The 25,845-nt window shown below is 72.5% G+C and carries 26 protein-coding genes; 11 read left to right on the top strand and 15 right to left on the bottom strand.

All coding sequences use genetic code 11. The features are described from left to right. Nucleotides 1-3 precede the first annotated feature (3 nt). A complete protein-coding gene (locus tag HNR13_RS07735; protein WP_179605214.1) occupies nt 4-1,647 on the top strand; it encodes a DNA repair helicase XPB in 1,644 nt (547 codons plus the stop codon). Between the two features lie 131 nt (nt 1,648-1,778). Here HNR13_RS07735 and HNR13_RS07730 read toward each other — a convergent pair whose 3' ends face one another. From HNR13_RS07730 to HNR13_RS07720, 3 genes are read right to left on the bottom strand one after another with little or no spacing between them, the layout of a single operon-like run. Beyond that, nucleotides 1,779-2,534: a pyrimidine reductase family protein gene (locus HNR13_RS07730; RefSeq protein ID WP_179605213.1), complete on the bottom strand. Its 756-nt coding sequence runs from the start codon at nt 2,532-2,534 to the stop codon at nt 1,779-1,781. Beyond that, nucleotides 2,527-3,423, bottom strand: a complete 897-nt coding sequence (gene folP / locus HNR13_RS07725) for a dihydropteroate synthase (protein WP_179609231.1) — start codon at nt 3,421-3,423, stop codon at nt 2,527-2,529. The genes HNR13_RS07730 and folP overlap by 8 nt, the downstream gene beginning before the upstream one ends. 13 nt (nt 3,424-3,436) lie before the next feature. Beyond that, nucleotides 3,437-4,657, bottom strand: a complete 1,221-nt coding sequence (locus tag HNR13_RS07720) for an NAD(P)/FAD-dependent oxidoreductase (protein WP_179605212.1) — start codon at nt 4,655-4,657, stop codon at nt 3,437-3,439. Nucleotides 4,658-4,867: 210 nt separating this feature from the next. Between HNR13_RS07720 and HNR13_RS07715 the strand changes: the two genes are divergently transcribed. Next, nucleotides 4,868-5,560 carry a response regulator transcription factor gene (locus tag HNR13_RS07715; RefSeq protein ID WP_179605211.1) on the top strand — a complete coding sequence of 231 codons (693 nt, stop codon included), beginning with the start codon at nt 4,868-4,870 and terminating at the stop codon, nt 5,558-5,560. Between the two features lie 50 nt (nt 5,561-5,610). Then, on the top strand, nt 5,611-7,323 hold the full coding sequence (locus HNR13_RS07710) for a sensor histidine kinase (protein ID WP_179605210.1): 1,713 nt from the start codon (nt 5,611-5,613) through the stop codon (nt 7,321-7,323). Nucleotides 7,324-7,345: 22 nt separating this feature from the next. Here HNR13_RS07710 and HNR13_RS07705 read toward each other — a convergent pair whose 3' ends face one another. The 5 genes from HNR13_RS07705 to HNR13_RS07685 all read right to left on the bottom strand — a co-directional run bounded on the left by HNR13_RS07705 (nt 7,346) and on the right by HNR13_RS07685 (nt 11,644). Next, nucleotides 7,346-8,479: a hypothetical protein gene (locus HNR13_RS07705; RefSeq protein WP_179605209.1), complete on the bottom strand. Its 1,134-nt coding sequence runs from the start codon at nt 8,477-8,479 to the stop codon at nt 7,346-7,348. Between the two features lie 88 nt (nt 8,480-8,567). Beyond that, on the bottom strand, nt 8,568-10,187 hold the full coding sequence (gene groL, locus HNR13_RS07700) for a chaperonin GroEL (RefSeq protein ID WP_179605208.1): 1,620 nt from the start codon (nt 10,185-10,187) through the stop codon (nt 8,568-8,570). Nucleotides 10,188-10,383: 196 nt separating this feature from the next. Continuing rightward, nucleotides 10,384-10,587 (bottom strand): cold-shock protein, encoded by a 204-nt coding sequence (locus tag HNR13_RS07695; RefSeq protein ID WP_055914585.1) that lies wholly within the window; start codon nt 10,585-10,587, stop codon nt 10,384-10,386. Between the two features lie 180 nt (nt 10,588-10,767). Beyond that, nucleotides 10,768-11,322, bottom strand: coding sequence for a LytR C-terminal domain-containing protein (locus HNR13_RS07690; protein ID WP_179605207.1), 555 nt, complete (start codon nt 11,320-11,322; stop codon nt 10,768-10,770). A 22-nt stretch (nt 11,323-11,344) separates the two neighbouring features. After that, on the bottom strand, nt 11,345-11,644 hold the full coding sequence (locus HNR13_RS07685; RefSeq protein ID WP_179605206.1) for a DUF3263 domain-containing protein: 300 nt from the start codon (nt 11,642-11,644) through the stop codon (nt 11,345-11,347). A 170-nt stretch (nt 11,645-11,814) separates the two neighbouring features. On the opposite strand from HNR13_RS07685, the gene msrB reads away from it, so the two are divergent. Both msrB and HNR13_RS07675 read left to right on the top strand, forming a co-directional pair. Then, nucleotides 11,815-12,246 carry a peptide-methionine (R)-S-oxide reductase MsrB gene (msrB, locus tag HNR13_RS07680; protein WP_179605205.1) on the top strand — a complete coding sequence of 144 codons (432 nt, stop codon included), beginning with the start codon at nt 11,815-11,817 and terminating at the stop codon, nt 12,244-12,246. Further along, nucleotides 12,246-12,797: a nitroreductase family protein gene (locus tag HNR13_RS07675; protein WP_179605204.1), complete on the top strand. Its 552-nt coding sequence runs from the start codon at nt 12,246-12,248 to the stop codon at nt 12,795-12,797. The genes msrB and HNR13_RS07675 overlap by 1 nt, the downstream gene beginning before the upstream one ends. Nucleotides 12,798-12,842: 45 nt before the next feature. Here HNR13_RS07675 and HNR13_RS07670 read toward each other — a convergent pair whose 3' ends face one another. From HNR13_RS07670 to pdhA, 5 genes are all read right to left on the bottom strand, one after another. Continuing rightward, entirely contained in the window at nt 12,843-13,832 is a 990-nt protein-coding gene (locus HNR13_RS07670; protein ID WP_179605203.1) for a DMT family transporter, read from the bottom strand. Between the two features lie 77 nt (nt 13,833-13,909). Continuing rightward, nucleotides 13,910-14,086, bottom strand: coding sequence for a hypothetical protein (locus HNR13_RS07665; RefSeq protein ID WP_179605202.1), 177 nt, complete (start codon nt 14,084-14,086; stop codon nt 13,910-13,912). Further along, a complete protein-coding gene (locus HNR13_RS07660; RefSeq protein ID WP_179605201.1) occupies nt 14,083-15,678 on the bottom strand; it encodes a dihydrolipoamide acetyltransferase family protein in 1,596 nt (531 codons plus the stop codon). The genes HNR13_RS07665 and HNR13_RS07660 overlap by 4 nt, the downstream gene beginning before the upstream one ends. Then, nucleotides 15,675-16,751: an alpha-ketoacid dehydrogenase subunit beta gene (locus HNR13_RS07655; RefSeq protein WP_179605200.1), complete on the bottom strand. Its 1,077-nt coding sequence runs from the start codon at nt 16,749-16,751 to the stop codon at nt 15,675-15,677. Before HNR13_RS07655 ends, HNR13_RS07660 begins: the two co-directional genes overlap by 4 nt. Beyond that, entirely contained in the window at nt 16,748-17,851 is a 1,104-nt protein-coding gene (gene pdhA / locus HNR13_RS07650; RefSeq protein WP_179605199.1) for a pyruvate dehydrogenase (acetyl-transferring) E1 component subunit alpha, read from the bottom strand. Before pdhA ends, HNR13_RS07655 begins: the two co-directional genes overlap by 4 nt. A 127-nt stretch (nt 17,852-17,978) precedes the next feature. Between pdhA and HNR13_RS07645 the strand changes: the two genes are divergently transcribed. The 5 genes from HNR13_RS07645 to HNR13_RS07625 all read left to right on the top strand — a co-directional run bounded on the left by HNR13_RS07645 (nt 17,979) and on the right by HNR13_RS07625 (nt 22,677). Beyond that, complete coding sequence (locus tag HNR13_RS07645) at nt 17,979-18,407, top strand: Lrp/AsnC family transcriptional regulator (protein WP_179605198.1); 429 nt, start codon at nt 17,979-17,981, stop codon at nt 18,405-18,407. Between the two features lie 164 nt (nt 18,408-18,571). Beyond that, nucleotides 18,572-19,765: a low temperature requirement protein A gene (locus HNR13_RS07640; protein WP_179605197.1), complete on the top strand. Its 1,194-nt coding sequence runs from the start codon at nt 18,572-18,574 to the stop codon at nt 19,763-19,765. 40 nt (nt 19,766-19,805) lie between these two features. Continuing rightward, complete coding sequence (locus HNR13_RS07635; RefSeq protein ID WP_179605196.1) at nt 19,806-21,002, top strand: thiolase family protein; 1,197 nt, start codon at nt 19,806-19,808, stop codon at nt 21,000-21,002. After that, nucleotides 21,002-21,745 carry an enoyl-CoA hydratase/isomerase family protein gene (locus HNR13_RS07630; protein ID WP_179605195.1) on the top strand — a complete coding sequence of 248 codons (744 nt, stop codon included), beginning with the start codon at nt 21,002-21,004 and terminating at the stop codon, nt 21,743-21,745. Before HNR13_RS07635 ends, HNR13_RS07630 begins: the two co-directional genes overlap by 1 nt. Beyond that, nucleotides 21,742-22,677, top strand: a complete 936-nt coding sequence (locus HNR13_RS07625) for a 3-hydroxyacyl-CoA dehydrogenase family protein (RefSeq protein ID WP_179605194.1) — start codon at nt 21,742-21,744, stop codon at nt 22,675-22,677. The genes HNR13_RS07630 and HNR13_RS07625 overlap by 4 nt, the downstream gene beginning before the upstream one ends. Here HNR13_RS07625 and HNR13_RS07620 read toward each other — a convergent pair. Continuing rightward, on the bottom strand, nt 22,649-23,053 hold the full coding sequence (locus HNR13_RS07620) for a hotdog fold thioesterase (protein ID WP_179605193.1): 405 nt from the start codon (nt 23,051-23,053) through the stop codon (nt 22,649-22,651). The two genes, HNR13_RS07625 and HNR13_RS07620, sit on opposite strands and share 29 nt — an antisense overlap. An 81-nt stretch (nt 23,054-23,134) precedes the next feature. Here HNR13_RS07620 and paaZ point away from each other — a divergent pair, with 81 nt between their 5' ends. Then, on the top strand, nt 23,135-25,186 hold the full coding sequence (gene paaZ, locus HNR13_RS07615; protein ID WP_179605192.1) for a phenylacetic acid degradation bifunctional protein PaaZ: 2,052 nt from the start codon (nt 23,135-23,137) through the stop codon (nt 25,184-25,186). Nucleotides 25,187-25,192: 6 nt separating this feature from the next. Here paaZ and HNR13_RS07610 read toward each other — a convergent pair whose 3' ends face one another. Further along, on the bottom strand, nt 25,193-25,795 hold the full coding sequence (locus HNR13_RS07610; protein WP_179605191.1) for a TetR-type transcription factor C-terminal domain-containing protein: 603 nt from the start codon (nt 25,793-25,795) through the stop codon (nt 25,193-25,195). Nucleotides 25,796-25,845: the final 50 nt, after the last annotated feature.

Genomic DNA, 25,845 nt, shown 5'->3' with positions numbered 1-25,845 from the left:
GTCATGTCCGATGGCCCCCTGATCGTCCAGAGCGACCGCACCGTCCTCCTCGAAGTCGCGCATCCCGCGGCCGAGGACGCCCGTCACGACCTCGCGGTCTTCGCCGAGCTGGAGCGCGCGCCTGAGCACATCCACACCTACCGGATCACCCGGCTGGGCCTCTGGAACGCCCGCGCGGCCGGTCACACGGCGGAGGACATGCTCGGGACCCTCGAGAAGTACTCCAAGTTCCCGATCCCGCAGACGGTGACGGTGGACGTCTCGGAGACCGTCGCCCGCTACGGCCGCCTGGTCATCGAGCGCGACGAGGAGGGCACGCTGCTGCTGCGCTCGTCCGACCGGCCGGTGCTGCTGGAGGTCGCGACCGCCAAGCGCATCGCCCCGCTGCTGCTGGAGCGCAGGGACGAGACGACGTTCACGGTGGAGGCCTGGGCGCGCGGGCAGCTCAAGCAGGAGCTGGTCAAGCTCGGCTGGCCCGCCGAGGACCTCGCGGGCTACACCCCGGGCACACCGCACCCGATCGAGCTGGACGAGAGCGGCTGGGCGCTGCGCGACTACCAGCGCAAGGCGGTCAGCAACTTCTTCGACGGCGGGTCCGGCGTCGTGGTGCTCCCCTGCGGCGCGGGGAAGACGCTGGTCGGCGCCGGCGCGATGGCGACGGCCAAGACCACGACGCTCATCCTGGTGACCAACACCGTGTCGGCGCGGCAGTGGCGGGACGAGCTGCTGAAGCGCACCTCGCTCACCGCGGAGGAGATCGGCGAGTACTCCGGTCAGGTCAAGGAGGTCAAGCCGGTCACGATCGCGACCTACCAGATCCTCACCGCCAAGCGGAAGGGCGAGTACGCGCACCTGGCGCTGCTCGATGCGCTGGACTGGGGACTGGTCGTCTACGACGAGGTGCACCTGCTGCCCGCGCCGGTGTTCAAGCTGACGGCGGAGCTGCAGGCGCGGCGCCGCCTCGGCCTGACCGCCACGCTCGTGCGCGAGGACGGCCGGGAGGGCGACGTGTTCAGCCTGATCGGCCCGAAGCGCTTCGACGCGCCGTGGAAGGAGATCGAGTCGCAGGGCTTCATCTCCCCCGCCGCCTGCTTCGAGGTCCGCATCGACCTGCCCGCGTCCGACCGGCTGAGCTACGCCGCCGCCGCGGACGACGAGCGCTACCGGCTCGCCGCCACCGCGCCCGCGAAGCTCGACGTGGTCCGGCAGCTCGTCGACCGGCACGCCGGCGAGCGCATCCTGGTGATCGGTCAGTACCTCGACCAGATCGACGAGCTCGCGGAGGCCCTCGGCGCGCCGCAGCTCACCGGCGCGACGCCGGTGGACGAGCGGGAGCGGCTGTACCAGGAGTTCCGGGACGGCACGACGCCGGTGCTGGTGGTGAGCAAGGTCGCGAACTTCTCCGTCGACCTGCCGGAGGCCACCGTCGCCATCCAGGTCTCCGGCTCGTACGGCTCGAGGCAGGAGGAGGCGCAGCGCCTCGGCCGCCTGCTCCGGCCGAAGCAGTCCGGGCTGTCCGCGAACTTCTACACGCTGGTCTCCCGCGACACGGTCGACCAGGACTTCGCGCAGAACCGGCAGCGCTTCCTCGCCGAGCAGGGCTACTCGTACACGATCCTCGACGCGCACGCGCTCGCCGCGGCGTAACCCGCGGCCGACATTCGTGCTGAATGTCGTGAAAGCGGCCGGCTTTCACAACATTCGGCACGAATCCCGGACCCTCCACGCGGCGCGCGATTCGCGACATTGGGCACGAATCGCGTGGGAGCGAGCCGCCGTTACGCGCGCCGCACGTACCTCAGCAGCAGCGTGTCGCCCGACTGCAGCACGTGCGCGAGCCGCATCCCCACCGGGAGGATCGGCGCCGCACCGGCCGAGATCCGCATCGCGACTCCGGCCTCCAGCGTGGGGCTCACGGTCAGGCACAGCTCGTCCACGGCGCCCGCGGCGATGAGGTCGCCGAACAGGTGCGGGCCGCCCTCGCAGTGGATCCGGGTGAGGCCGCGCTCGACCAGGCCGGCGACGAGCCTGCCCGGCTCGACGCGCTCCGCGCCGCAGACCACGACGTCCGCGACCTCGGCGAGCGCCTCCCGGGTGTCCCGCCGGGAGAGCTCGGTGGTGACGATGATCGGCCGCTGGGGCGCGTCCCGGAAGATCGGGCTCGCCGGGTCGAGGTCGAGGCTCGCGGAGACGATCGCGAAGGCCGGGTGCGCGGTCAGGCCGGCGTCGCGGCGCGCCCGCTGGGAGGCCTCATCCACGCGCATCGCGCCATAGCCCTCCGCTCGCACGGTGCCCGCGCCGACCACCACCACGTCGCAGAGCCGGCGCAGGATGTCGAACACCCGGTGATCGGCGTCGTCGGAGAGCCCACCGGACAGTCCTTGCCGCGTGGCGGCGCCGTCGATGCTGGAGACGAAGTTCACGCGCAGCCACGGGTCGCCTGCGCCCTCCGCGTACAGCTCGGCGATCCGCTCGTCGCCGAGACCCTCCTCCGCCGGGAGCGGCGAGACCCGGTCGATGGCGACCTCAGTCATTCACGTCCCCCATGTTGTGCTTCAGGTAGGCAGGCTCGCGCAGCCCCAGGATGGCCTCCGTCATCCGCGCGGCGGCCACGGAGCCCGCCACGTCGTGCATCCGGATGATGCGCGCGCCGTTGACGATCGCGACCACCGCGGCGGCGATCGAGCCGTCCCGGCGCTCGGAGCGCGGCGCGTCCAGCGTCTCGCCGATGAAGTCCTTGTTCGAGACCGCCGCGAGGGTGGGGTAGCCGAGGTCGGCGATCTCCGAGAGCCGGCGGGTGAGCTCCAGCGACTGGAGCGTGTTCTTGTTGAGGTCGTGACCCGGATCGAGGATGATGCGCTCTTCCGGGACCCCGGCGGCGGCCGCCCGGTCGACCCGCTCGAGGAGGAGGTCCGCGACCTCGCGGGCGATGTCGTCGTAGGCCGGCCGCGCGTAGAACGTCCGCGGCGCGGCCAGGCTGTGGGTGAGCACGAGCGTGGCGTCGCTGTCCGCGACGACCCGGGCGAGGTCGGGGTCGCTGAGCCCGGTGGTGTCATTGATCACCGTCGCACCGGCCGCAATCGCGCGGGAGGCCACCGACGCGTGGAAGGTGTCCACCGAGATCACCACGTCCGATCCGGCGCGCAGTTCCGCGACGACGGGCACCACCCGGCCGGCCTCCTCATCGGGCGGGATCGGCGCGCCCGGCGCGAACGGGGCTCCGCCGATGTCCACCCAGTCCGCCCCGGCCGCGACCGCGTCGAAGGACGCGGCGACCGCGGCGTCGAGCGCGAAGGTGCGGCCCTGGTCGAAGAAGGAGTCCGGGGTGCGGTTCACCACGGCCATGACGGCGACGCGGCGGGAGAAGTCGAAGGTGCGCGCGCCGATGGTGCGTACGGGGACGCGGAGCGGGGGCAGGTACATCGCGACGCCGGTCTCAGAGCTCTGCAAGGTCCACGCTCTCGTCGGTGAGCCTTTCCGGATCGACCGGGCCTCCGGACCGGATCAGGCGCTGGATCTGCTCCTGCACGTCCCACACGTTCACGTTCATCCCCGCCACGACCCGGTCGTCGCGCAGCCAGAAGGCGATGAACTCGCGAGCGGAGACGTCGCCGCGGAAGACGACGCGCGCTCCTGCCGCCAGGGGTGCGTAGCCGGAGTACTCCATGCCCAGATCGTATTGGTCGGAGTAGAAGTACGGGATGTCGTCGTAGCTCGCGGCCTCCCCGACGATCGAGCGGGCGGCGACCGTGCCGCCCGCGATCGCGTTGGCCCAGTGCTCGTTGCGGAGCCGCTGCCCGATCGCCGGCAGGAGCGGGTTCGCCAGGTCGCCGACGGCGTAGACGTCCTCGACGACGGTGCGCATGCCCTCGTCGGTGGGCACGCCGTTCTCCAGCGCGAGGCCGGACTGCTCGGCGACAGAGGTGTTCGGGGCGGCGCCGACGCCGGCGACGACGACGTCGGCGGCCAGGTGCTCCCCGGTGGCGAGGACGACGGCCTGCTGGTCGCCGCCCTCCACGGCGACCACGTGGGCCGCGTTGCGGAAGACCACCCCGTTGTCGCGGTGCAGCGACTCGAACACGGCGCCGAGCTCCGGGCCGATCGCCGGCGCGAGCGGGACGTGCGAGCGGCCGACCACGGTCACCTCGTTGCCGTAGCCGCGCGCGGCCGCGGCGACCTCCATGCCGATCCAGCCGGAGCCGACGACCACGACACGCCGGGAGCCGACCTCCAGCGCCGAGCGCAGCCACTGGGAGTCCTCGATGGTTCTCAGAGAGAAGACGGCGCCGTGCCCGCTGCCGGGGACGCCCAGCGGACGGGCGTGGGCGCCCGTCGCGAGGACCAGGCTGTCGTAGGTGATCCGCGCGCCGCCCGAGACGAACAGCTCGTGCGCGGCGGGGTCGAACGAGCCGGCCTCCGTGCCGGGCAGAAGTTCCACGTCATTGTCCGTGTACCAGTCCGCCGGCTGCACGTACGCGTCGTCCAGGTCGGACTCGCCCTTGAGGTACTCCTTGGACAGCGGGGGGCGGATGTACGGGTGGTGCTCCTCCGCGCCCAGCAGCAGGATGCGCCCGCCGAACCCGCGCGCCCGCAGCTCGACGGCGGTCGTCGCGCCGGCCAGCCCGGCTCCGGCGATGACCACGGTGGGATTCGACATAGTGCTCCGATCGCTGGTTCCCTCAGCATCCACGTTTCACACGGCCCGCGCCACCCCCTCGCACTGCCCGCGCCACGGGTACCCACTCACGGCGCACTGCCCGCGCCACAGGTACCCACTCACCGCGCACGGCCCGCACCACATGTACCCACTCACCGCGCACCGTCCGCTCACAGGCAGAATTCAGCGGACGCGCAGATACTGTTTCGCATGAACGCAGGACCCCGCATTCTCATCGTCGACGACGAGCCGAACATCCGCGATCTCCTCACCACCAGCCTCCGCTTCGCCGGCTTCGCCGTGCGCGCGGTCGGCAACGGCGCCCAGGCGATCTCCGCGGTCCTCGAAGAGGAGCCAGACCTCATCATCCTCGACGTCATGCTGCCGGACATGAACGGCTTCGGCGTCACCAAGCGACTCCGCGGCGCGGGCTACACCGCGCCCATCCTGTTCCTCACCGCCAAGGACGACACCGAGGACAAGATCACCGGCCTCACGGTCGGCGGCGACGACTACGTCACCAAGCCGTTCAGCCTCGACGAGATCGTCGCCCGCATCAAAGCCATCCTGCGCCGCACGATGCAGGCCGACGAGGACGCCGTCATCCGCGCGGGCGAGCTGACGATGGACCAGGACACCCACGAGGTCTACGTCGGCGACACCCCGATCGAGCTCAGCCCGACCGAGTTCAAGCTGCTGCGCTACCTGATGCTCAACCCCAACCGGGTGCTGTCCAAGGCGCAGATCCTCGACCACGTCTGGGAGTACGACTTCAACGGCGACGCGGGCATCGTGGAGTCCTACATCTCCTACCTGCGCCGCAAGGTGGACGCGCACTCCAGCGAGCCGCTGATCCAGACGAAGCGCGGGTTCGGCTACATGCTCAAGGCCGCGAAGGCGTGACGGCCGCTCACATCCTCGGCTCAGCACCGTCTGCATAGACTGGCGGCCTCATGCACTCACGCCTGCTCGACCGCTGGAACGCGATCTCCCTCCGGACCAAGATCACCGGGGTGACCGTGCTCATGCTGACGCTCGGGCTGCTGGTGACCGGCATCGGGACGATGTCGATGCTGAAGCCGGTGCTGCTGGACCAGCTGGACGCGCAGCTGTCGGCGGCGTCGGGCGCGACGTACGTCAACACCTACCTGTACGGCTCGTCGGACAAGGACAAGATCGCCACCGACTCCAGCCCGTCCGACTACTTCGCGGCGCTGTACGATGCGAGCGGCAATCTGGTCAAGACGAACTGGAGCAACATCCCGTTCGCCCACCGGCCGGCCATTCCGGAGAACCTCAGCCTCACCGAGGCCAAGGCGATGCCGCCGGGTGGATTCACCATCCTGAGCAACGACGGCCGCACCGCCTACCGCGCCCTCATCACGACGCAGACGTTCGCCAACACCGGTGAGCTCGCGACCGCGATCGTCGCGACGACGACGAGTCAGATCGACACCGTGATGGCCAGCTTCCTGGCGATCTTCCTCGGCTTCGGCGTCATCGTCATCGTCGTCGGCGCCGGGCTCACCCGGATGCTGGTGACGACCACGTTCTCGCCGCTGCGCGAGGTCGAGCAGACCGCCGCCGCCATCGCCGACGGCGACTTCAGCCAACGCCTCGGCGGCGCGACCCCGAACACCGAGGTCGGCCGGCTCAACCGCTCGCTCAACACCATGCTGAACCGGATCGACCGCGCCTTCAACGACCGCGCGCGCACGATCGAGCAGATGCGGCGGTTCGTCGGCGACGCCTCCCACGAGCTGCGCACACCGCTGGTCTCGGTGCGCGGCTACGCCGAGCTGTACCGGATGGGCGCCCTCCAGACGCCGGAGGACGTCGCCCAGGCGATGGACCGCATCGAGAAGGAGGCCATCCGGATGGGCCTCCTCGTGGAGGACCTGCTGGAGCTGGCGCGCCTGGACGAGACCAAGCCGCTCGACCTGCACCCCGTCGACCTGGTCCGCATCGCGCAGGACGCGGCGATGGACGCCATGGCCGGCGCCCCCGGCCGCACGGTGACCGTGCTCACTCCCGCGCCGGTCCCCGCACCGGTGGCGGTGGGGCCGACAGAGCCCGGCCTCGACACCGTGCCGATGATGCTCCCCGACGCCGACTCGCGGCCCGCCAGCGCGACGGGACCGATCGCCTTCGCCGGCTCCGCGCTGGCCCGGCTGCGCCGCAGCGGCCGCGGGCGCCGAGGCAGCACCGGCCCGATCCCGGTGGCGACGGCGGAGAAGGTCGTGCTGACCGCCCCGCCGGCCGAGCCCGCGATCGTGATGGCGGAGGAGAACAAGCTCCGCCAGGTCGTGACCAACCTGATGGGGAACGCACTGCGCTACACCCCGGAGGACAGCCCGATCGAGATCGCCGTCCAGGTGGACCACCGCAGCGACCGCGCACTGCTCGAGGTGCGCGACCACGGCGAGGGCATCCCCCCGCAGATCCGCGACAAGATCTTCCAGCGCTTCTGGCGCGCCGACACGTCCCGCGCCCGCGAGACCGGCGGCAGCGGCCTGGGCCTCGCGATCGTGTCCTCGATCGTGGCGGCCCACCACGGCACGGTGGAGGTCGTGGAGACCGCGGGCGGGGGCGCGACCTTCCGGGTGTCGCTGCCGCTGGCCGATCCGGCCCGCGTGGCGGCCGAGGCGGCGCGCACCGGCGCCTGACCGGCCCGCGCCCGATCGCGGCTCAGAGCTTGCCGGCCACCCATTGCACGACGGAGGCGGGCGCGTCTGCGGAGCCCGAGGGCGCGGCGAACTGGATCCACGCGTCGCCGACGAGCACGTCGACCACGACCTCCGCCGGTGTCGAGCCCGAGGCGTCCGTGTAGCGGACCAGGGTCGCGACCTGCGAGCCGCCGTGGTCGATCGTGCCGCCGCTGGCCTCCGGGTCGTGGTCCACGACAGCCGCGTGGTAGGCCGCGTAGGCGTCCGCCGCGTCGCGCAGCACGGACAGCGTGCCGAGGTAGCCCGAGGAGCCGTCCCCGGCCGCCCGGTAGGCGCACACCGTCGCGGCCTGGCCGTCGAGGAGCGCCGACGGCATCCCGAACGCGCCGGCGGGCGGCAGCACGGTCACCGACGTCGGCCCGAACGCCCCGGCGACCGCGCGCAGCCAGTCGGCTCCCCCGCACGGCAGGGGCGCGGGCGGGGCCTGCTTCGGCAGGCGCGCGTCCGCGGCGGCCAGCGCGGGCAGGAAGGACTGCACCAGGTCGTGGAAGGCCTTCTCGTCGATGACGCTGTCACCGCTCGACCCGGAGACCGCGGCCCAGGAGCCGCCCACCAGCACGTTCGTGTGGCAACTGCTCCCCCGGCCGGTCGTCGCGCGTGCGCAGTCGCCGCCGCGGGACTCGCCGCCGTCGTAGTGGGCGCCCATCGCCGCCGAGTCCGGGTACTGCTGGGTCAGCCGCTGCCACGTCGCCGCAGCGCGCGGGAGCAGCAGGAGGGCGAGCGTGCGGGAGGGAGCGGGCGAGGGCGTCGCGGTCGCGGAGCCTCCGCCACCCGGGTCGGCGCCCCACCGGCACCACGCGCCGCCGGAGGCCTGCACCGCGTACGGCCCGAGCCCGGCCGGCGTCATCAGCGCGTCGGCCGGGGTCTTCGCGAGCGGGGCGTCGCCGCCGAGCAGCGTCGCCACGGCGTGCGGCGTCACCAGCGCCGCGCAGTCGACAGGCGACGCGACCGGGGCGGCCGCTGACGGAGTGGGCGTGCCGGTCGGCCGGTCCGGTCCGGCGAGACCGAGCGCCTGGCAGCCGGTCAGCCCGGCCAGGGCGACCACGAGCAGCAGCACCGCGGCAATCCGCCGTCCCCGCCGCCTGTCCACCGTCATGGTCCCTCTCGATCGAGACGACGATAACAGCGAAGAGGGCGCCTCCCGCGAACGGGAGACGCCCTCTGCTACTGCGTGTCGGACGGACTCAGAAGTCCATGCCCGCGCCCGGGTCGCCGACCGGCGCCGGGTTCTTCTCGGGCTTGTCGGCGACGACGGCCTCGGTGGTGAGGAACAGGCCCGCGATCGACGCGGCGTTCTGCAGCGCCGAGCGGGTGACCTTCACCGGGTCGTTGATGCCGGAGGCCAGCATGTCGACGTACTCGCCGGTCGCGGCGTTGAGGCCGTGGCCGACCGGGAGCTCGCGCACCTTGGCGACGACGACGCCGGCCTCGAGGCCCGCGTTGACGGCGATCTGCTTGAGCGGAGCCTCGATGGCGACCTTGACGATGTTCGCGCCGGTCGCCTCGTCGCCGGAGAGCGACAGCTTCTCGAACGCGGTCTTGCCGGCCTGGATGAGGGCCACGCCACCACCGGCGACGATGCCCTCCTCGACGGCGGCCTTCGCGTTGCGGACGGCGTCCTCGATGCGGTGCTTGCGCTCCTTGAGCTCGACCTCGGTGGCCGCACCCGCCTTGATGACGGCGACGCCGCCGGCGAGCTTCGCGAGACGCTCCTGGAGCTTCTCACGGTCGTAGTCCGAGTCGGTGTTCTCGATCTCGCCGCGGATCTGGGCCACGCGGCCGGCGATGGCCTCGGGGTCGCCCGCGCCCTCGACGATGGTGGTCTCGTCCTTGGTGATGACGACCTTGCGGGCCTGGCCGAGCAGGTCGAGGGTGACGTTCTCGAGCTTGAGGCCGACCTCCTCGGAGATGACCTGGCCGCCGGTGAGGATCGCGATGTCCTGCAGCATGGCCTTGCGGCGGTCGCCGAAGCCCGGGGCCTTGACGGCGACGGACTTGAAGATGCCGCGGATCTTGTTGACGATCAGGGTGGCCAGGGCCTCCCCGTCGACGTCCTCGGCGATGATGAGGAGCTGCTTGTTGGCCTGGATCACCTTGTCGACGATCGGGAGCAGGTCCTTGATCGAGGAGATCTTCTGGTTGGCGATGAGGATGTACGGGTCCTCGAACACCGCCTCCTGGCGGTCCTGGTCGGTGACGAAGTACTGCGACAGGAAGCCCTTGTCGAAGCGCATGCCCTCGGTCAGCTCGAGCTCGGTGCCGAAGGTGTTCGACTCCTCGACGGTGACGACGCCCTCCTTGCCGACCTTGTCGATCGCCTCGGCGATGATCTCGCCGATGGTGGTGTCGCCGGCGGAGATGGACGCGGTGGCCGCGATCTCGGCCTTGGTCTCGACCTCCTTGGCGCTGGCGACGAGCTCGTCGGTCACCGCCGCGACGGCCTTCTCGATGCCGCGCTTGAGGGTGATCGGGTCGGCGCCGGCGGCCACGTTGCGGAGGCCCTCCTTGACGAGCGCCTGAGCCAGGACGGTCGCGGTGGTGGTGCCGTCGCCCGCGACGTCGTCGGTCTTCTTCGCGACCTCCTTGACGAGCTCCGCGCCGATCTTCTCGTACGGGTCGTCGAGCTCGATCTCCTTCGCGATGGAGACGCCGTCGTTCGTGATGGTGGGAGCGCCCCACTTCTTCTCGAGGACGACGTTGCGACCGCGCGGGCCCAGCGTCACCTTGACGGTGTCGGCCAGGATGTTCAGGCCGCGCTCGAGGCCGCGGCGGGCGTCCTCGTCGAAAGCAATGATCTTTGCCATGTGTTTCTCGTCCCTCCCGGACGTCTGCGAAAGATTCCGTTGATTAGCACTCGATCAGATGGAGTGCTAAAGCGATTCTGGCACTCGTGCCGGTCGAGTGCAAGGCGACCATACCGTCCGCCGTCCGCGCACAGAGAAAAGGAGCGCCGCCCCGAAGGGCGGCGCTCCTCTTATTGGTCTTGCCGATCGCTGCGTACTACAGCGGACGCACCGACTCGGCCTGCGGGCCCTTGTTGCCCGAGCCGACCTCGAACTGCACCTGCTGGCCCTCTTCGAGAACCTTGTAGCCGTTCATGTCAATTGCGGAGTAGTGAACGAAAACGTCCTGTCCCCCACCTTCGACGGTGATGAATCCGTAGCCCTTTTCAGCGTTGAACCACTTCACGGTCCCGTTCGCCATGCATTACTCCCATTGCTGTGTCGCTCGCGCAGTCCAGCGCCGCGCGTTGACTCCCGATCCTAATGCTTGCAATGCCTGGTTACGCCAGTCTTTTCGCCATTCCGTTACGAAATCGGGCCAAAGTTAAACACGCGTGAAACAAAGGGATGACGCGGTGTCGGCGCCCCGGAGGACGACCGCTCAGCCTTTGTAGTCGCTGCCGACGACCACCGTCAGATCGGCGCCGCTCGCCGCGAAGTCCTGCGTGAGGGCGACGGTCGCGCCGGGAAGCGACTTCGCCGCCCCGAGCGCCGCCGCCTGGTTCTTCGGGTCGGAGTAGTAGACGATCGTCTGCGTGAGGTCCTGCTTGTCGGCGTTCGCGACGGCGCCGACCTTCCAGCCGGCCTGGGTCAGAACGGCGCCGACCTTCGTGCCGAGCCCCGAGGTGGTCGTGCCGTTCAGCACGTTCACCGTCAGCGACGGGTCGACGGTCGGGACGATCGTCGGCGTCGGCGTCGGCGTCGCGGTGGGGGTCGGCGTGCCGCTCGCCGAGTTCGGCGCGCCGTGGAAGGAGATGGAGCCGCTCACCAGCGACAGCCCGAAGATGCCGGCGCCGACGAGCACCACGACGGCGAGCGCGGCCCAGCCGACGGCGATCCAGCCGCGGCCCTTCGGCCGGGGCGCCCGGTGCGCGCCGACGCGCTGCAGACCGTCGGGGATGTCGTCGAACCGGTCTCTCGGGTACTTCTCTGCCATCTACTGGTGTTTCCTCGCGGTGTCAGTCGCCGGACGGGAGTGTCCGGGATCGCCGTGCTGCCAGCCGGGTCTCGCGCAGCCGGAGCAGGCGCTTGACGAGCATGGGGTCGTGCTTGAGCGCCTCCGGCCGGTCGATCAGGGCTCCGAGGAGCTGATAGTACCGTGCGGCGGACAGCCCGAACTCCTCGCGGATGGCCTGTTCCTTGGCGCCGGCATGCCGCCACCATTGACGCTCGAACGCGAGGATGGCGGCCTCACGGTCGGTCAGGCCGGTCGCGTCGGGCGCGGGGATCCGGTGGTCCGCAGCCTCCGCCACGTGCACCGCCTCCCCTCACCGTCTTCGAGTCAGCCCTTCCCCGCGCTCGCGCCTCATCCTAGGGGCGCGGTCCTGTGCGTTCCCCGTTTGCGCCCGGCACGTCGCCGGCCGCGACAGGGAACAGCCGCACAGGCGCCGCCGTTTAGGCTGGGGACGGACGACGAAAGGAACGCACGATGAGCGCATCGCACGACGGGGCCGCGCAAGGCACGTACGGGGTCGAGAAGACCGACGAGGAGTGGCGCCGCGAGCTCAGCCCGGAGCAGTACGCCGTGCTGCGCGAGGCCGGCACCGAGCGGCCGTGGACCGGCGAGCTGCTCGACGAGGGCCGCGCGGGCCTCTACACCTGCGCCGCCTGCGGTGCCGAGCTGTTCAAGTCGGGCACCAAGTTCGACAGCGGCTGCGGCTGGCCGAGCTTCTACGAGTCGATCCGTCCGGAGGCCGTGCAGCTGCTCGAGGACGACAGCCTCGGCATGGTGCGCACCGAGGTGCGCTGCGCGAACTGCGGCTCCCACCTGGGCCACGTGTTCCCCGACGGCTTCGGCACGCCGACCGGCGACCGCTACTGCATGAACTCGATCTCCCTGAACTTCTCCCCGGAGGCCTGATGCCGGAGCTCGTGGAGCGGGTCGCGGCCCGGCGCTCGTACTCCCGGGTGACCCCGGCGGCGCCGACCCACGAGGAGCTTCTGCCGCTGGTCGCGGCCGCGGGCCGCGTGGCCGACCACTCCGCGCTGCACCCGTGGCGCGTCATCGAGCTGCGCGGCGACGCGCGGCTTCGGCTCGGCCGCGCGTTCGTGAAGGACGCGAAGGCGTCGGGCGAGGAGGCGGAGAAGCTGGCGGCCAAGCCGCTGCGCTCGTCACTGCTGCTCGCGATCGTCGCGGTGCGCACGAAGAGCGAGAAGGTGCCGGGCTGGGAGCAGGACGCGGTCGCCGCGGGCGTCGCCCACCTGCTCAGCCTGCTCCTGAACGACGCGGGCTGGGGCGTGATGTGGCGCACCGGTCACCACACCCGGTCCAAGGCCGTCCACCGGATGCACGGGCTCGCGAAGAACGAGCGCCTGCTCGGCTGGCTCTACGTCGGCGGCATCCCGGAGGACAGCAGGGAGGGGCACCGCACCTCCATCGACCCGGAGCGCTTCCTGAGCACCCTCGACTGACCCGCCCCGCGGAAGGCCCGGCAACAGCGGGGTCGCAACACGCCGTTATCCGTCGCGCGAGACGGCGTGTTGCGACCCCTCGTCGCCGTGCGTGGGTGGGCGGCGACGCCAGCGGATGCTGGCGACGGCGACCGCGACGAGCGCGAGCAGCGTCCCGGCGATCGTCGAGAACGCGACGGGAGCGGGCGAGCTCGGCGCCAGCAGGTCGAGCAGGAGCGCCGTCACCAGCTGGCCCGCGACCGTCGCGAGGCCGAGCAGCAGCACGCCGGTGATGCGGACGATCAGTGCGGCGGCGGCGATGAAGACGCAGCCGATCGCTCCGCCCAGGTACAGCCACGGCTCGGTCGGGAGCGGCTTCGGCAGGCCGCGCAGGCTCCAGTCGACGGCCATCACGACCAGGAGCACGCTCGTCCCGACGACGAAGTTGATGAAGGTCGCGGTCAGCGCGCTCTCGGCGACCACCCGGACCTGCCCGTTGACCGCCTGCTGCCAGCCGAGCCCGAGGCCCGCGATCAGCGGCAGGAGCATCAGCCAGACCGGGACGGGGCCGCCCAGCTGGGCGGACACGGCCCAGGTCACGGCGCCGAGGGCGATGACCGCGCCGGCGAGCCGCGCGGGTGTGAGCGGGCGGCGGCCGCCCGGGCCGAGGCCGATCCGGTCGAGCACCAGGCCGCTGACGGTCTGGCCGGCAACCACCGCGACCGTGAACAGCGCGACACCGAGCACCGCGGCCGCGACGCCCTGCGACAGCACGAGGAACGCCCCGGCGCTGCCACCCGCGACGTACCACCAGGGCAGCTCGCGGGAGCGCAGCGCCGCCGCGACCCGGCGGAACCCGCGCCGGCCCGCCCGCGCGATCGCCATCGCGACCAGGAGGATGAGCAGTCCGGAGCCGAACGAGATGACGGCGGCGGTGACGCCGTCGTCCAGCCGCTGCCCCAGCTCGCCGTTGATACGGGACTGGAGGGCGACGCCCCCGCCGCACAGGATGGCGCAGACGAGCGCCAGCCAGAGCGGGAAGGAGCGGGAAGTCACTCCTCCGAGCTTATGGGGTGATCCGGGCATGCGGGGCGACCCGCGCCTGCGGGCGACGCGCCTGCCGCGGACCGGGATCAGGGCGCGGGAGCCTCGCCGTCGGTGGGCGACGGATGCGGCAGCCAGGGGATGTTCTCCTCCGGCGCGACGTCCTTCTCGAACTCGAGGTCGTAGTCGTCGCCCTGCTCGACGCTGTCGGGCCGGTCGGCGTCGTCGGGCTGCGCTGTGTTGTCGGGCTTGTTGCGGTCGCTCATTCCTTCACCGTACCCGGCGCCTCGGCCGCGAGGAAGGCGATCGGCGACTCGATCGCATCGGCGATCTCGCGGAGGAAGCGCGCCGCCACGCCGCCGTCGGTGACGCGGTGGTCGAACACCAGGCTCAGCTGCACGATCCGGCGCGGCACGATCGCGCCGTCGACCACCCACGGGCGCTCGATGACCCGGCCGATGCCGATGATGGCGACCTCGGGGTGGTTGATGATCGCCGCGCTGCCGTCGACGCCGAGGGAGCCGTAGTTGTTCACGGTGAACGTGGAGCCGGTGAGGTCCGCGGGCGGCAGCGCGCCGTCGCGGGCGGCGCGGGCCAGGCGGCCGAGCTCGGCGTCGAGCTCGAGGATGCTCGCGCGGTCGGCGCGGCGGATCACCGGCACCAGGAGGCCGCGCGGGGTGTCGGCGGCGAAGCCGAGGTTCACCCCGGTGAACACCTCGATCCCGTCGCCGTCCGGGGTGACCCGGCCGGCGAGCTCGGGGTGCCGCGCCAGCGCGCTGAGCGCGAAGCGCGACACGAACGCGAGCATCGACGGCGGCTTGCCCGACCGCGCGAGGGTCTGCCTGGCCTCCCAGAGCTCGGTGGCGTCGACGTCCACCCAGACGGTCGCCTCCGGGATCTCGGAGCGGCTGCGGGTCATGGTCTCCGCCACGGTCCGGCGCAGGCGGGAGAACGGCGTGACGGAGGCGATCTCGAGGCCCGTGCGGGGGTCGGTCCCGGGCTGCGCCGCGGCCGGAGCCGGAGGGGTCACGGGCGCCGTCGGCGCAGGAGGCGTGGCAGGCGCGGCGGTGGTGGGCGCAGTGGCGGTGGTCGCGGTGGCCTTGGCCGCGGCGAGGGCGGCCTCGACGTCGCGGCGGGTGACGACGCCGCCCGCGCCGCTCGGGGTGAGCGAGGCGAGGTCGATGCCGTGCGTGTGCGCGAGCGCGCGGACCACCGGCGACACGACCGGGACGATGCGGCTCGGGGCACCGGCGGTCACGCCCGTTCCGCGCTGGGCGGCGCGGCCGCGACGGCGGGCGGTGGCGTGGTCGGTGGTGCCGTAGCCGACGAGGACCGCGCCGGAGCCTGCGGCGACGGGTTCGGGCTCCCGCACCGGCTCGGCGGCGACCTCGGACGCGGCGGCCTCGGACGCGACGGCCTCGGACGCGACGGCCTCGGACGCGACGGCCTCGGGCACTCCGACCTGGGGCACGCCGACCTCGGCCGCAGCGACTTGGGGCCCGCCGACCTCGGCGGCGGCGCTCTCGGGCACGCCAATCCGGGGTGCCGCGGCCTCGGGCGTGGCGACCTCGGGCGCAGTGACCTCGGGCGCAGTGACCTCGGGCGCAGCGGCCTCCGCCTCGGCCTCCTCCCGCACCTCCAGCAGCGGCGAGCCGACCATGATCGTCTCGCCCTCCGCGCCGTGGCAGACGGCGACGACGCCGGCGTAGGGCGACGGCACCTCCACGACCGACTTGGCGGTCTCCACCTCGGCGATCGGCTGGTCCACCGTCACCGTGTCGCCGACCGCGATCAGCCAGCGGACCAGCTCGGCGTCGGCGAGTCCTTCGCCCAGGTCGGGCAGCGCGAAGACCTTCATGCGTCCTCCCACTGCAGGCTGTCGACGGCGTCGAGCACGCGGTCGACCCCGGGCAGGTAGTAGCGCTCCAGCTTCGGCGGTGCGAACGGGGTGTCGAACCCGGTCACCCGGCGCACCGGCGCCTCCAGGTAGTGGAAGCAGCGCTCGGAGACGCGGGCGGCGATCTCGGAGGCGACGCTGGCGAAGCCGGGCGCCTCCGCGACGACGACCGCGCGACCGGTCGCGCGCACGGCGGCGCACACCGTCTCGTCGTCGAACGGGGTCAGCGAGCGCACGTCCACGACGGCCAGGCTGCGTCCTTCCTCGGCCGCGGCCTCGGCGGCGGCGAGCGCCACGGGCACCGTCGGCCCGTAGGCGATCAGGGTCGCATCCGTGCCCTCCCGGGCGATTCGGGCGCGGCCGAGCTCGGGCAGTGGCGCTGAGGTGTCGACCTCGCCGGTCGACCAGTACAGCTTCTTCGGCTCCAGGAACACCACCGGGTCCGGGGACGCGATCGCGGCCCGCAGCAGGCCGTAGGCGTCCTGCGGCGTCGCCGGCGACACCACGGTCAGCCCGGGGGTGTGCACGTAGTACGCCTCGGAGGAGTCGGAGTGGTGCTCGACGCCGCCGATCCCGCCCGCGAACGGGATGCGGATGACCATCGGCAGCCGGACCTTGCCGCGGGTGCGGTTGCCCATCTTGGCGACGTGGTCGACGATCTGCTCGAACGCCGGATAGGCGAACGCGTCGAACTGCATCTCGACCACCGGGCGCATCCCGTTCATCGCCATCCCGACCGCGGTGCCGACGATGCCGGACTCGGCCAGCGGTGTGTCGAAGCAGCGGTTCTCGCCGAAGCGCTTGGTCAGGCCGTCGGTGATGCGGAAGACGCCGCCGAGGGTGCCGACGTCCTCGCCGAAGACGAGCACGGACGGGTCGGCTTCGAGGGAGTCCGCCAGCGCGTGGTTCAGAGCCTGCGCCATGGTCATGGTGGCGACCGAGGGCTCGGCCGGCTTCCCGGCCTCGGGCTGCCGGTCCTCGGGCTGCCGGTCCTCGGGCTGGCGATCGGCGGGGGCGTCGTGCATGAGCGTCATCGGGCGACCTCCTCGGCGGTGCGGGACTCCGCCGCGAGCTCGGCGGCGAGCAGGTCGGCCTGCTCGCGGAGCTGCGGAGTCTGCTCGGCGTAGACGTAGGCGAACAGGTCGAGCGGCTGCGGTTCGGCGTCGGTCATGATCCTGGCCCGCAGGTCGCCGGCGACGCTCTCGGCGTGGGCGCGGAACTCGGCGTCGTCGGCGTCGGTCAGCGCGCCCTCGGCCGTCAGCCAGGTGCGCAGCCGCAGCAGCGGGTCGCGGGCGATCCACGGCTCCACCTCGGCGGCGGTGCGGTAGCGGGTGGCGTCGTCGGCGTTGGTGTGCGACTTCATCCGGTAGGTGATCGCCTCGACCAGCGTCGGGCCGCCGCCCTCGCGCGCCTCGGTGACGGCCTCCCCCAGCACCGCGAGCAGTGCGGCGAGGTCGTTGCCGTCGACCAGGCGGCCGCGCATCCCATAGCCGACGCCCTTGTGGGCCAGGCTCGGCGCCGCGGTCTGCCTGCTCAGCGGCACGGAGATCGCGTAGCCGTTGTTCTGCACGAGGAACACGACGGGGAGGTGGAAGACGGCGGCGAAGTTGAGCGCCTCGTGGAAGTCGCCCTCGCTGGTGGCCCCGTCGCCGCACATCGCGACGACGACGGTGTCCTCGCCGCGCAGCCGGGCCGCGTGGGCGAAGCCGACCGCGTGCAGCAGCTGGGTCGCCAGCGGGGTGGCTTGAGGCGCGACGCGGTACTCGTTGGGGTCGTACCCGGAGTGCCAGTCGCCGCGCAGCAGCAGGAACGCCTCGAACGGGTCGACGCCGCGGGAGACGACGGCGACCGAGTCCCGGTAGGTGGGGAACAGCCAGTCCTGCTCGCCGAGGACCATCGCCGCGGCGACCTCGCAGGCCTCCTGGCCGTGCGAGGACGGGTACACGGCGAGCCGGCCCTGCCGCACCAGCGCGTCGGCCTGGTCGTTGAGCCGCCTGCCCAGCACGAGGCGGCCGTAGCCCTCGCGCAGGAGCTCGGCGGACGGGAACGCGTAGTGCTCGTGCGGGTGGCCCGAGCCCTGCTCGTCGATGAGCCGCAGCGGGGTGTCGCCCGGCATCAGATCGTCGGCGTGCATCTGTTCTCCTTCGAAAGACGTCGCTGATCATCAGAATGACTTCGCTGGACCCGGTTTGCCAGGTGTCCACGAGTTTCGAGACGAATGGATGCGCAATCGCCCCATCGATGTCAAACTGTCTCCCACCATGGACGACATCGACACCCGCATCGTGGACGCGCTGCGCGCTGACGGCCGCGCCTCCATCACGGCCGTCGCCGAGGCGGCGCACGTCTCCCGCGCCAACGCCTACGCGCGGGTCTCCCGCCTGGTCGAGGAGGGTGTGATCACCGGCTTCACCGCCAAGGTCGACCCGCGCCGCTCCGGCCGTGCGTCGTCGGCCTATGTGACGATGCGTGTCGAGCAGGCGGCCTGGCACGACCTCCGCGAGCGGCTGCGCGCCATCCCCGAGGTGGAGCACTTCGCGCTCGTCGGCGGCGACTTCGACGTGATCCTGCTGGTGCGCGCCCGCGACAACGAGGACCTGCGCCGGGTGGTCCTGGAGGAGCTGACCAGCATCCCGTCCGTGCGGGACACGAAGACCTCGCTGGTGTTCGAAGACCACGACCTGCGGTAGCGCCGCGCGCATTCGTGCCGAATGTCGCGAATAGCGCCGCCATTCACTACATTCGTCACGAATGTGGATTGCCGTGGCAACGCACATTCGTGACGAATGTCGTGAATGGCGGCGCGAAACTCCACATTCGTGCCGAATGTGGCGGGCGGCGCTACGCTCGCGCTATGGTGGCGTCGCTTCCCCGGCTGCCGGTCGCGGGCGACCGGGATCCGTCGCGGGCGCACTGGATGGAGCTGTTCTTCGACCTGGTGTTCGTCGCGCTGGTCGGGCAGCTGGCGCACGGGCTCCACACCGAGCCGTCGTTCGGGACGCTCGCGGTGTTCGTCGCGCTGTTCGCGTCGGTGTGGTGGTCGTGGGTCAACCTGACCTTCGTCGTGGACGTGTCGCCGCAGCTCAGCGCGCGGCGGCTGTCGATCGTCATGCTCGTCGCGATGTTCGCCGTCGGCGCGCTCGCGGTCGCTGCGCCGGAGGCGGTCGGCGACCGGGCGTGGCTGTTCGCGGCGGGCAACGCGCTGCTGCGGGTGCTGCTGCTGGTGGTGTGGATTCGCTTCTCGTGGTCGAACGGGACGGCCTCACGCATCCGCATCCTCGCCTACAACGGGTTGACGGCCGTGATCTGGCTGGTGTCGATCGCCCTCCCCTCGCCTGCGGACTATGCGCTGTGGGCGGTCGCGATCGTGCTGGAGGTCGTGCTCCTGACCGCGACCTCCGGCAGCTGGGCGGCGATCGCGCTCGACCGGCTGAACGTGGAGCATCTGGCCGAACGGTTCGGGCTGCTCGTCATCATCGTGCTGGGCGAGTCGGTGCTGAGCATCGTGGACGCGGTGTCGAGCGCCTGGACGGTCGCCGCCGGCCTCGTCGGCGTGCTCGGGCTGCTGCTGACCTCCGGGCTGGCGTGGTCGTTCTTCCTCTACGGGGTGGACGCGATGACCAGCGGGCTCGAGCGGCTGCTGGCGGCGGGCGACGTGCGCACCATCCGCGACACCGTCGCCTTCCTCCCGTTCCTGCTGCTGGCCGGGGTCACCGCGCTGTCCGGGGCGCTCGCCGAGGGGATCGCGCACCCGGGCGAGCCGCTGCCGCCGGCGCTGGCGGTGTCGCTCGGCGGCGGGATCGCCCTGTTCTATCTGACGAACGCGGTCATCGCCCGCCGCTACGGAGACCCGTGGCGGGTCGTACTGCGCTGGGCGACGCCGGCGGTCGGGCTGTCCGCCGCGCTCGCGGTAGCGGCGCTCTGGCTGCCGGCCGCGGCGGCGATCGGCATCGCCGTGGTGATTCTCGGGGTGGTCGTGGCGTCGGCGGAGCTCGCCTCGCGGGCGCGCCGGTTGCCCGCCGGTCACGGTTCTGCGACTATTTACTAGCTGAACGTTCGTTCGGTAATTCGCACACGAAGGAGCTGCGATGCCCGAGGCCTACCTCGTCGGCGGAGTCCGAACCGCGGTCGGACGCTACGGCGGAGCACTGGCGGGCGTCCGGCCCGACGACCTCGCCGCCCTGGTCGTCGGAGAGGCGGTGCGCCGGGCAGGGGTGGACGGATCGGCGCTCGACGACGTCATGCTCGGCGCCGCCAACCAGGCAGGCGAGGACAACCGGAACGTCGCGCGCATGGCCGCGCTGCTGGCGGGCCTCCCCGACAGCGTTCCGGGCGTCACCGTCAACCGGCTGTGCGCGTCCGGCCTCAGCGCCGTGACCCTCGCCGGCCAGGCGATCCGCGCGGGCGACGCCGACCTCATCGTCGCGGGCGGCGTGGAGTCGATGACGCGGGCGCCCTGGGTGCAGGCCAAGCCGGAGCGGCCGTGGGCCAAGCCCGGGCCGCAGTTCGACACCTCCATCGGCTGGCGGTTCACGAATCCCCGGTTCCTGGAGCGCGACAAGGCCACCTACTCGATGCCCGAGACGGCGGAGGAGGTCGCCCGCCTCGACGGGATCGGCCGCGCGGACGCCGACGCGTTCGCGCTGGAGAGCCACCGGCGGGCGGCCGCCGCGACGGACGCCGGGCGCTTCGCCGACGAGATCCTGCCGGTCGCCACGAAGAGCGGGGAGTTCACGGCCGACGAGAGCATCCGCCGCGACACCGACGCCGCGGCGCTCGCCGCGCTGCGCCCCGTCGTCGCCGGCGGCAGCGTGGTCACGGCGGGCAACTCCTCGCCGCTGAACGACGGCGCGTCCGCCCTCGTGGTCGCGAGCGGCGACGCCGTGCAGCGCTACGGGCTGCGCCCGCGTGCCAGGATCGTCGCCTCGGCGAGCGCCGGCGTCGCGCCGGAGGTGATGGGCCTCGGCCCGGTCCCCGCGACGCACCGCGCGCTGCAGCGGGCGGGCCTGGAGCTCGCGGACATCGGCAGCATCGAGCTCAACGAGGCGTTCGCGGCGCAGGCGATCGCCTGTCTGCGGCGCCTGGGGCTTGACGACGACAGCGGCCGGGCACGCGTGAACGCCGACGGCGGCGCGATCGCCCTCGGCCACGCGCTCGGCTCCAGCGGGGCGCGCATCCTGGTGACGCTGCTCGGCCGGATGGAGCGCCAGGGTTCCCGGTACGGGCTGGCGACGATGTGCGTCGGCGTCGGCCAGGGCGCCGCGCTGATCGTGGAGGCGGTGTGATGGCCGAGTGGACGACCCTCCTGGTCGCCGAGAGCGCCGACCGCGTGGTCGTGACGCTGAACCGTCCCGAGCGCCGCAACGCGATCGACCAGCGGATGGTGGACGAGCTGCACGCGCTGTGCGAGGACCTGGAGCGCGACCCGCGCATCCTCATCCTCACCGGGTCGGAGGGCGTGTTCGCGTCCGGCGCCGACATCGCCGAGCTGCGCGAGCGCACCGCGGCGGACGCGCGCCGCGGCATCAACGCCACCATCTTCCTCCGCATCGCCGAGCTCCCGATGCCGGTGATCGCGGCTCTGGACGGCTACGCGCTGGGCGGCGGCGCCGAGCTCGCCTACGCCGCGGACTTCCGGCTGGGGACCCCGCGGCTGCGGATCGGGAACCCTGAGACGTCGCTCGGGATCATCGCGGCGGCCGGCGCGCTCTGGCGGCTGCCGCAGCTGGTCGGCGAGCCGCTCGCGGCCGAGATCACGATGGCCGGACGCGTTCTGACCGGCGAGGAGGCGCTGGCCGCGGGGCTCGTGAGCGACCTGTTCGAACCGGGCGAGCTGCTCGCCGGCGCGCACGCCCTCGCCGACCGGATCGCGAAGAACGACCCGCTGGCGACCCAGTACACCAAGCGCGTCCTCCGGGCGCCGCTGGGCGACCACCCGCGCGCGGAGCGGGAGGCGCAGGCCGTGCTGTTCGAGTCCCCGGAGAAGCACCGGAGGATGACCGAGTTCCTGGAGCGGAGGAAGCGATGAGCGAGCAGCAGCCGGGCTTCCCGGAGCACGGTGTCCCCGAGCACGTCGGCGTCCCGGAGCGCGTCGGTGTCATCGGGGGCGGCCGGATGGGCGCAGGCATCGCCCACGCCTTCCTGATGGCGGGGTCCCGCGTCTCCGTCGTCGAGCGCGACGCCGCCGCGGCCGATGCCGCCCGCGAGCGCGTGGAGGCCGCGATCGACGGCAGCGTCCGACGCGGAGCCACCGTCCCGGCCCCGGACCGGCTGATCGCCACCACCTCCTGGGACGCCCTGCGCGGCTCGGCCCTCGTCGTGGAGGCCGTCCCCGAGCTCCCCGAGCTCAAGCACGACGCCCTCCGGCGCGCCGAGGAGCTCCTGGAGCCCGACGCCGTGCTGGCGAGCAACACCTCCTCGCTGTCCATCGACGGTCTCGCCGAGGTGCTGGCGCGGCCGGGCGGGTTCCTCGGCATGCACTTCTTCAATCCGGTGCCGGCCTCCGCGCTGGTGGAGGTCGTGGCCGGGCAGGCGACGGCGCCGAGCGCCGTGGACCTCGCCACCGGCTGGGTCGAGGCCCTCGGCAAGACGCCGATCGTGGTGCGCGACTCCCCGGGCTTCGCCTCGTCGCGGCTCGGCGTGCTTTTGGGACTGGAGGCCGTGCGGATGGTCGAGGAGGGCGTCGCCTCCCCGGAGGCCATCGACACCGCGATGACGCTGGGCTACAAGCATCCGGTCGGGCCGCTGCGGCTCACCGACATCGTCGGGCTGGACGTGCGGCTCGACATCGCCGAGTACCTCGCGAGCGAGCTCGGGCCGCGGTTCGAGCCTCCCGCGCTGCTGCGCCGCATGGTCGCGGACGGCCTGCTCGGCCGCAAGTCCGGCCGCGGGTTCTACGTGTGGGACGGCGACGCCGCGGGCGGCGCACCGCTCACGCGCGCTCCGGAGCCGCCACGATGAGGTTCGTGATGCGCGCGGTGCAGAGCCGGTTGCCGTCCTCGTCGGTGAGGACCACCTCGTGCGAGGTGACCGTCCTGCCCAGCCGGATGGCGGTCGCGACGCCGGTCACCAGGCCGCTGCGGGCCGACCGGTGGTGCGTCGCGTTGATGTCGAGCCCGACCGCGCTGCGGCCGGGGCCGGCGTGGATGACCGCCGCCCAGGAGCCGAGCGCCTCCGCGAACGCCACCGAGGCGCCGCCGTGCAGCAGCCCGAACGACTGGCGGTTGCCCGCCACCGGCATCGTCGCGACGACACGCTCCGCGGATTGCTCCAGGATGCGCACGCCCATCTTCTCGTCGAGCTCGCCGAGCTCGATCGTCCAGTCTCCATCGGCCACGGCACCAGCCTATGTCCGATCCCCGCATGTCTGATCCGCCGGAGCGCCGTCGCTCCAGACCCTCCCGGGAGGTACCGAATCATGAGTCTGCCCAGCTACCTGCGCGATCAGTGGTGGAGCCCCGCGTCCGACGAGGGCGCCGCCGAGGTGCGCGACGCGTCGACCGGCGAGCTCGTCGCCCGCGTCAGCGCGGACGGCGCCGACCTGGCCGGAGCGCTCGAGTACGCGCGCACGGTCGGGCAGGCCTCCCTCGGCGAGCTGACCTTCCACCAGCGCGCCGTGCTCCTCAAGCGGATGGCGCAGGTGCTCACCGAGCGCAAGCAGGAGCTCTACGACCTCTCCGCCCGCGCCGGCGCGACCCGCACGGACGCCTGGATCGACGTGGACGGCGGCATCGGCGCGCTGTTCACATACTCCTCGAAGGGGCGCCGCGAGCTCCCGAACGCGCAGGTCGTCGTGGACGGCCCCGCGGAGTCGCTGGCGAAGGACGGCTCGTTCCTCGGCCAGCACATCTTCACCCGGCTGCCCGGCGTCGCCGTGCAGATCAACGCGTTCAACTTCCCGGTCTGGGGGCTGCTGGAGAAGTTCGCGCCGTCGTTCCTCGCCGGGATGCCGACCCTCGCCAAGCCCGCGACGCCGACCGCGTACGTGGCCGAGGCGATGGTGCGCATCCTGGTCGAGTCCGGCCTGCTCCCCGCGGGGTCGCTCCAGCTCGTGAGCGGGAGCGTGACCGGGCTGTTCGATCACCTGCGGCTGGGCGACCTGGTGGCCTTCACGGGGTCGGCCTCCACCGCCGAGCGGCTGCGCGCACATGACTCCGTGCAGACCGGCGGGGTGCGGTTCACGAGCGAGACGGACTCCATCAACGCGTCGGTGCTCGGCCCGGACGCGCTGCCGGGGACGCCCGAGTTCGACGCGTACGTCAAGCAGCTCGTGGTGGAGCTGACCGCCAAGGCGGGCCAGAAGTGCACGGCGATCCGCCGCGCGATCGTCCCGGCCGCGGCCGTCGACGACCTGCTCGCGGCGGTGCGGTCGCGCATCGAGGAGCGCGTCGTGGTCGGCGACCCGCGCGCGGAGGGCGTCACGATGGGCCCGCTCGCCTCGCGCGAGCAGCGTGCGGAGGTGCTGCGCCAGGTGGCGCGACTGGTGGCCGCAGGCGGCGAGCTCGCGATCGGCGGCCTCGACCAGCCGAGCGTCACGCGCGGCGACGGCACCCTCGGGGTCGAGCCGGAGGGCGCCTTCGTCGCCCCGATCGTGCTGCGGTTCGCCGACGCCCGGACGCCGGAGGCGCACACCGTGGAGGCCTTCGGCCCGGTCGCGGCCGTGCTGCCGTACGGCTCGGCGGCCGAGGCGGCCCAGCTCGTGGCGCTCGGCGGCGGCTCGCTGGTGACCAGCGCGGCCACGCACGACCCGGCGTTCGCGCGCGAGCTGGTGCTGGCGACGGCCGCCTACAACGGCCGCATCCTGCTGCTCGACCGCGACGACGCCCGCACCTCGACGGGCCACGGCTCGCCGATGCCGCACCTCGTCCACGGCGGCCCCGGCCGCGCGGGCGGCGGCGAGGAGCTGGGCGGCATCCGCGCGGTGCTGAACCACATGCAGCGCACGGCCATCCAGGGCTCCCCCGACCTCCTCACCGCGATCACCGGCGTGTGGCACGAGGGCGCGGCGGCCGAGACCGACGGCCCGCACCCGTTCCGCAAGTCGCTGGCGACGCTGCGGATCGGCGACCAGGTACAGTCGGAGCCGCGCCGGGTCACGCTGGACGACATCGAGACCTTCGCGACCTTCACCGGCGACACCTTCTACGCGCACATGGACGAGGAGGCCGCGGCAGCGAACCCGTTCTTCCCGGGTCGGGTCGCACACGGCTACCTGCTCGTGTCCTGGGCTGCCGGCCTGTTCGTCGACCCGGCGCCGGGCCCCGTGCTCGCCAACTCGGGGCTGGAGAACCTGCGTTTCGTGACGCCGGTCTCCCCCGGCGACAGCATCCGGGTGGCGCTGACGGCCAAGCAGATCACGCCGCGCGAGACGGAGGACTACGGCGAGGTGCGCTGGGACGCGCGCATCCTCAACCAGAAGGACGAGCTGGTCGCCTCGTACGACGTGCTGACGCTGGTCGCGAAGGAGTAGGCCCGGTCAAGCGGGGGTGCGCAGGGCGAGGGCGAGGATGGTGTCGGCGAGCTCGTCCGGGGGGACGGGGCCGGCGGGGTCGTACCACTCGGTGAGGGAGTTGATCATGCCGAACAGCAGGCGGGCGACGACCCCGGGGTCGGCGTCCACGCGCAGCGAGCCCTCGTCGCGCGCCTCCGCGACCAGCGCCGCGACCGCGTGGTCGAAGGCGCGCCGGCGCTGCAATGCCGCCCGCTCCACCTCGGTGTTGCCGCGCACGCGCAGCAGCAGCGTGACGTACGGGAGGCGGTCGGTCAGCACGAGGACGGCCCCGCGGAGCACCTGCGCGAGCCGCTCGGCGGCGGTTCCGGTGGTCTCCTCGGCCGAGCGGAGCGCGCCCTCCAGGCCGTCGAGGGCCTCGTCGAGCGCCAGCGCGAGCAGTTCGTCCTTGGACGCGACGTGGTGGTAGATCGCCGACTTGGACAGCCCGAGCCGCTCGGCGAGCATCCCGATGGAGGTCGCGTCGTAGCCGTGCTCGTTGAAGGCGGCCACGGCGACCTCGAGGATGCCGCGCTGGTCGTAGCCGGGCCGGCCCCGGCGCAGGGGCTCGGCCGTCCGGGTGTCGGTCACCTGGCAAGTGTGGCACGAACCCACCGGCCTCGCATATACTGAACGAACGA

This window comes from Leifsonia shinshuensis, from assembly GCF_013410375.1.
In the GTDB taxonomy this organism is placed as follows: Bacteria; Actinomycetota; Actinomycetes; order Actinomycetales; family Microbacteriaceae; genus Leifsonia; species Leifsonia shinshuensis.
This window is presented reverse-complemented; position numbering and strand designations above follow the sequence as displayed.

Bases quoted from the DNA above. Each gene is read 5' to 3' on its own strand.
- HNR13_RS07715 (WP_179605211.1), top strand. From the start codon at position 4,868: ATGAACGCAGGACCCCGCATTCTCATCGTCGACGACGAGCCGAACATC.
- HNR13_RS07655 (WP_179605200.1), bottom strand. From the start codon at position 16,751: ATGACGCTCATGCACGACGCCCCCGCCGATCGCCAGCCCGAGGACCGG.
- HNR13_RS07705 (WP_179605209.1), bottom strand. From the start codon at position 8,479: ATGACGGTGGACAGGCGGCGGGGACGGCGGATTGCCGCGGTGCTGCTG.
- HNR13_RS07645 (WP_179605198.1), top strand. From the start codon at position 17,979: ATGGACGACATCGACACCCGCATCGTGGACGCGCTGCGCGCTGACGGC.
- msrB (WP_179605205.1), top strand. From the start codon at position 11,815: ATGAGCGCATCGCACGACGGGGCCGCGCAAGGCACGTACGGGGTCGAG.
- paaZ (WP_179605192.1), top strand. From the start codon at position 23,135: ATGAGTCTGCCCAGCTACCTGCGCGATCAGTGGTGGAGCCCCGCGTCC.
- HNR13_RS07630 (WP_179605195.1), top strand. From the start codon at position 21,002: ATGGCCGAGTGGACGACCCTCCTGGTCGCCGAGAGCGCCGACCGCGTG.
- pdhA (WP_179605199.1), bottom strand. From the start codon at position 17,851: ATGCACGCCGACGATCTGATGCCGGGCGACACCCCGCTGCGGCTCATC.
- HNR13_RS07690 (WP_179605207.1), bottom strand. From the start codon at position 11,322: ATGGCAGAGAAGTACCCGAGAGACCGGTTCGACGACATCCCCGACGGT.
- HNR13_RS07625 (WP_179605194.1), top strand. From the start codon at position 21,742: ATGAGCGAGCAGCAGCCGGGCTTCCCGGAGCACGGTGTCCCCGAGCAC.
- HNR13_RS07735 (WP_179605214.1), top strand. From the start codon at position 4: ATGTCCGATGGCCCCCTGATCGTCCAGAGCGACCGCACCGTCCTCCTC.
- HNR13_RS07720 (WP_179605212.1), bottom strand. From the start codon at position 4,657: ATGTCGAATCCCACCGTGGTCATCGCCGGAGCCGGGCTGGCCGGCGCG.
- HNR13_RS07665 (WP_179605202.1), bottom strand. From the start codon at position 14,086: ATGAGCGACCGCAACAAGCCCGACAACACAGCGCAGCCCGACGACGCC.
- folP (WP_179609231.1), bottom strand. From the start codon at position 3,423: ATGTACCTGCCCCCGCTCCGCGTCCCCGTACGCACCATCGGCGCGCGC.
- HNR13_RS07675 (WP_179605204.1), top strand. From the start codon at position 12,246: ATGCCGGAGCTCGTGGAGCGGGTCGCGGCCCGGCGCTCGTACTCCCGG.
- HNR13_RS07730 (WP_179605213.1), bottom strand. From the start codon at position 2,534: ATGACTGAGGTCGCCATCGACCGGGTCTCGCCGCTCCCGGCGGAGGAG.
- HNR13_RS07710 (WP_179605210.1), top strand. From the start codon at position 5,611: ATGCACTCACGCCTGCTCGACCGCTGGAACGCGATCTCCCTCCGGACC.
- HNR13_RS07635 (WP_179605196.1), top strand. From the start codon at position 19,806: ATGCCCGAGGCCTACCTCGTCGGCGGAGTCCGAACCGCGGTCGGACGC.
- HNR13_RS07695 (WP_055914585.1), bottom strand. From the start codon at position 10,587: ATGGCGAACGGGACCGTGAAGTGGTTCAACGCTGAAAAGGGCTACGGA.
- HNR13_RS07660 (WP_179605201.1), bottom strand. From the start codon at position 15,678: ATGAAGGTCTTCGCGCTGCCCGACCTGGGCGAAGGACTCGCCGACGCC.
- groL (WP_179605208.1), bottom strand. From the start codon at position 10,187: ATGGCAAAGATCATTGCTTTCGACGAGGACGCCCGCCGCGGCCTCGAG.
- HNR13_RS07640 (WP_179605197.1), top strand. From the start codon at position 18,572: ATGGTGGCGTCGCTTCCCCGGCTGCCGGTCGCGGGCGACCGGGATCCG.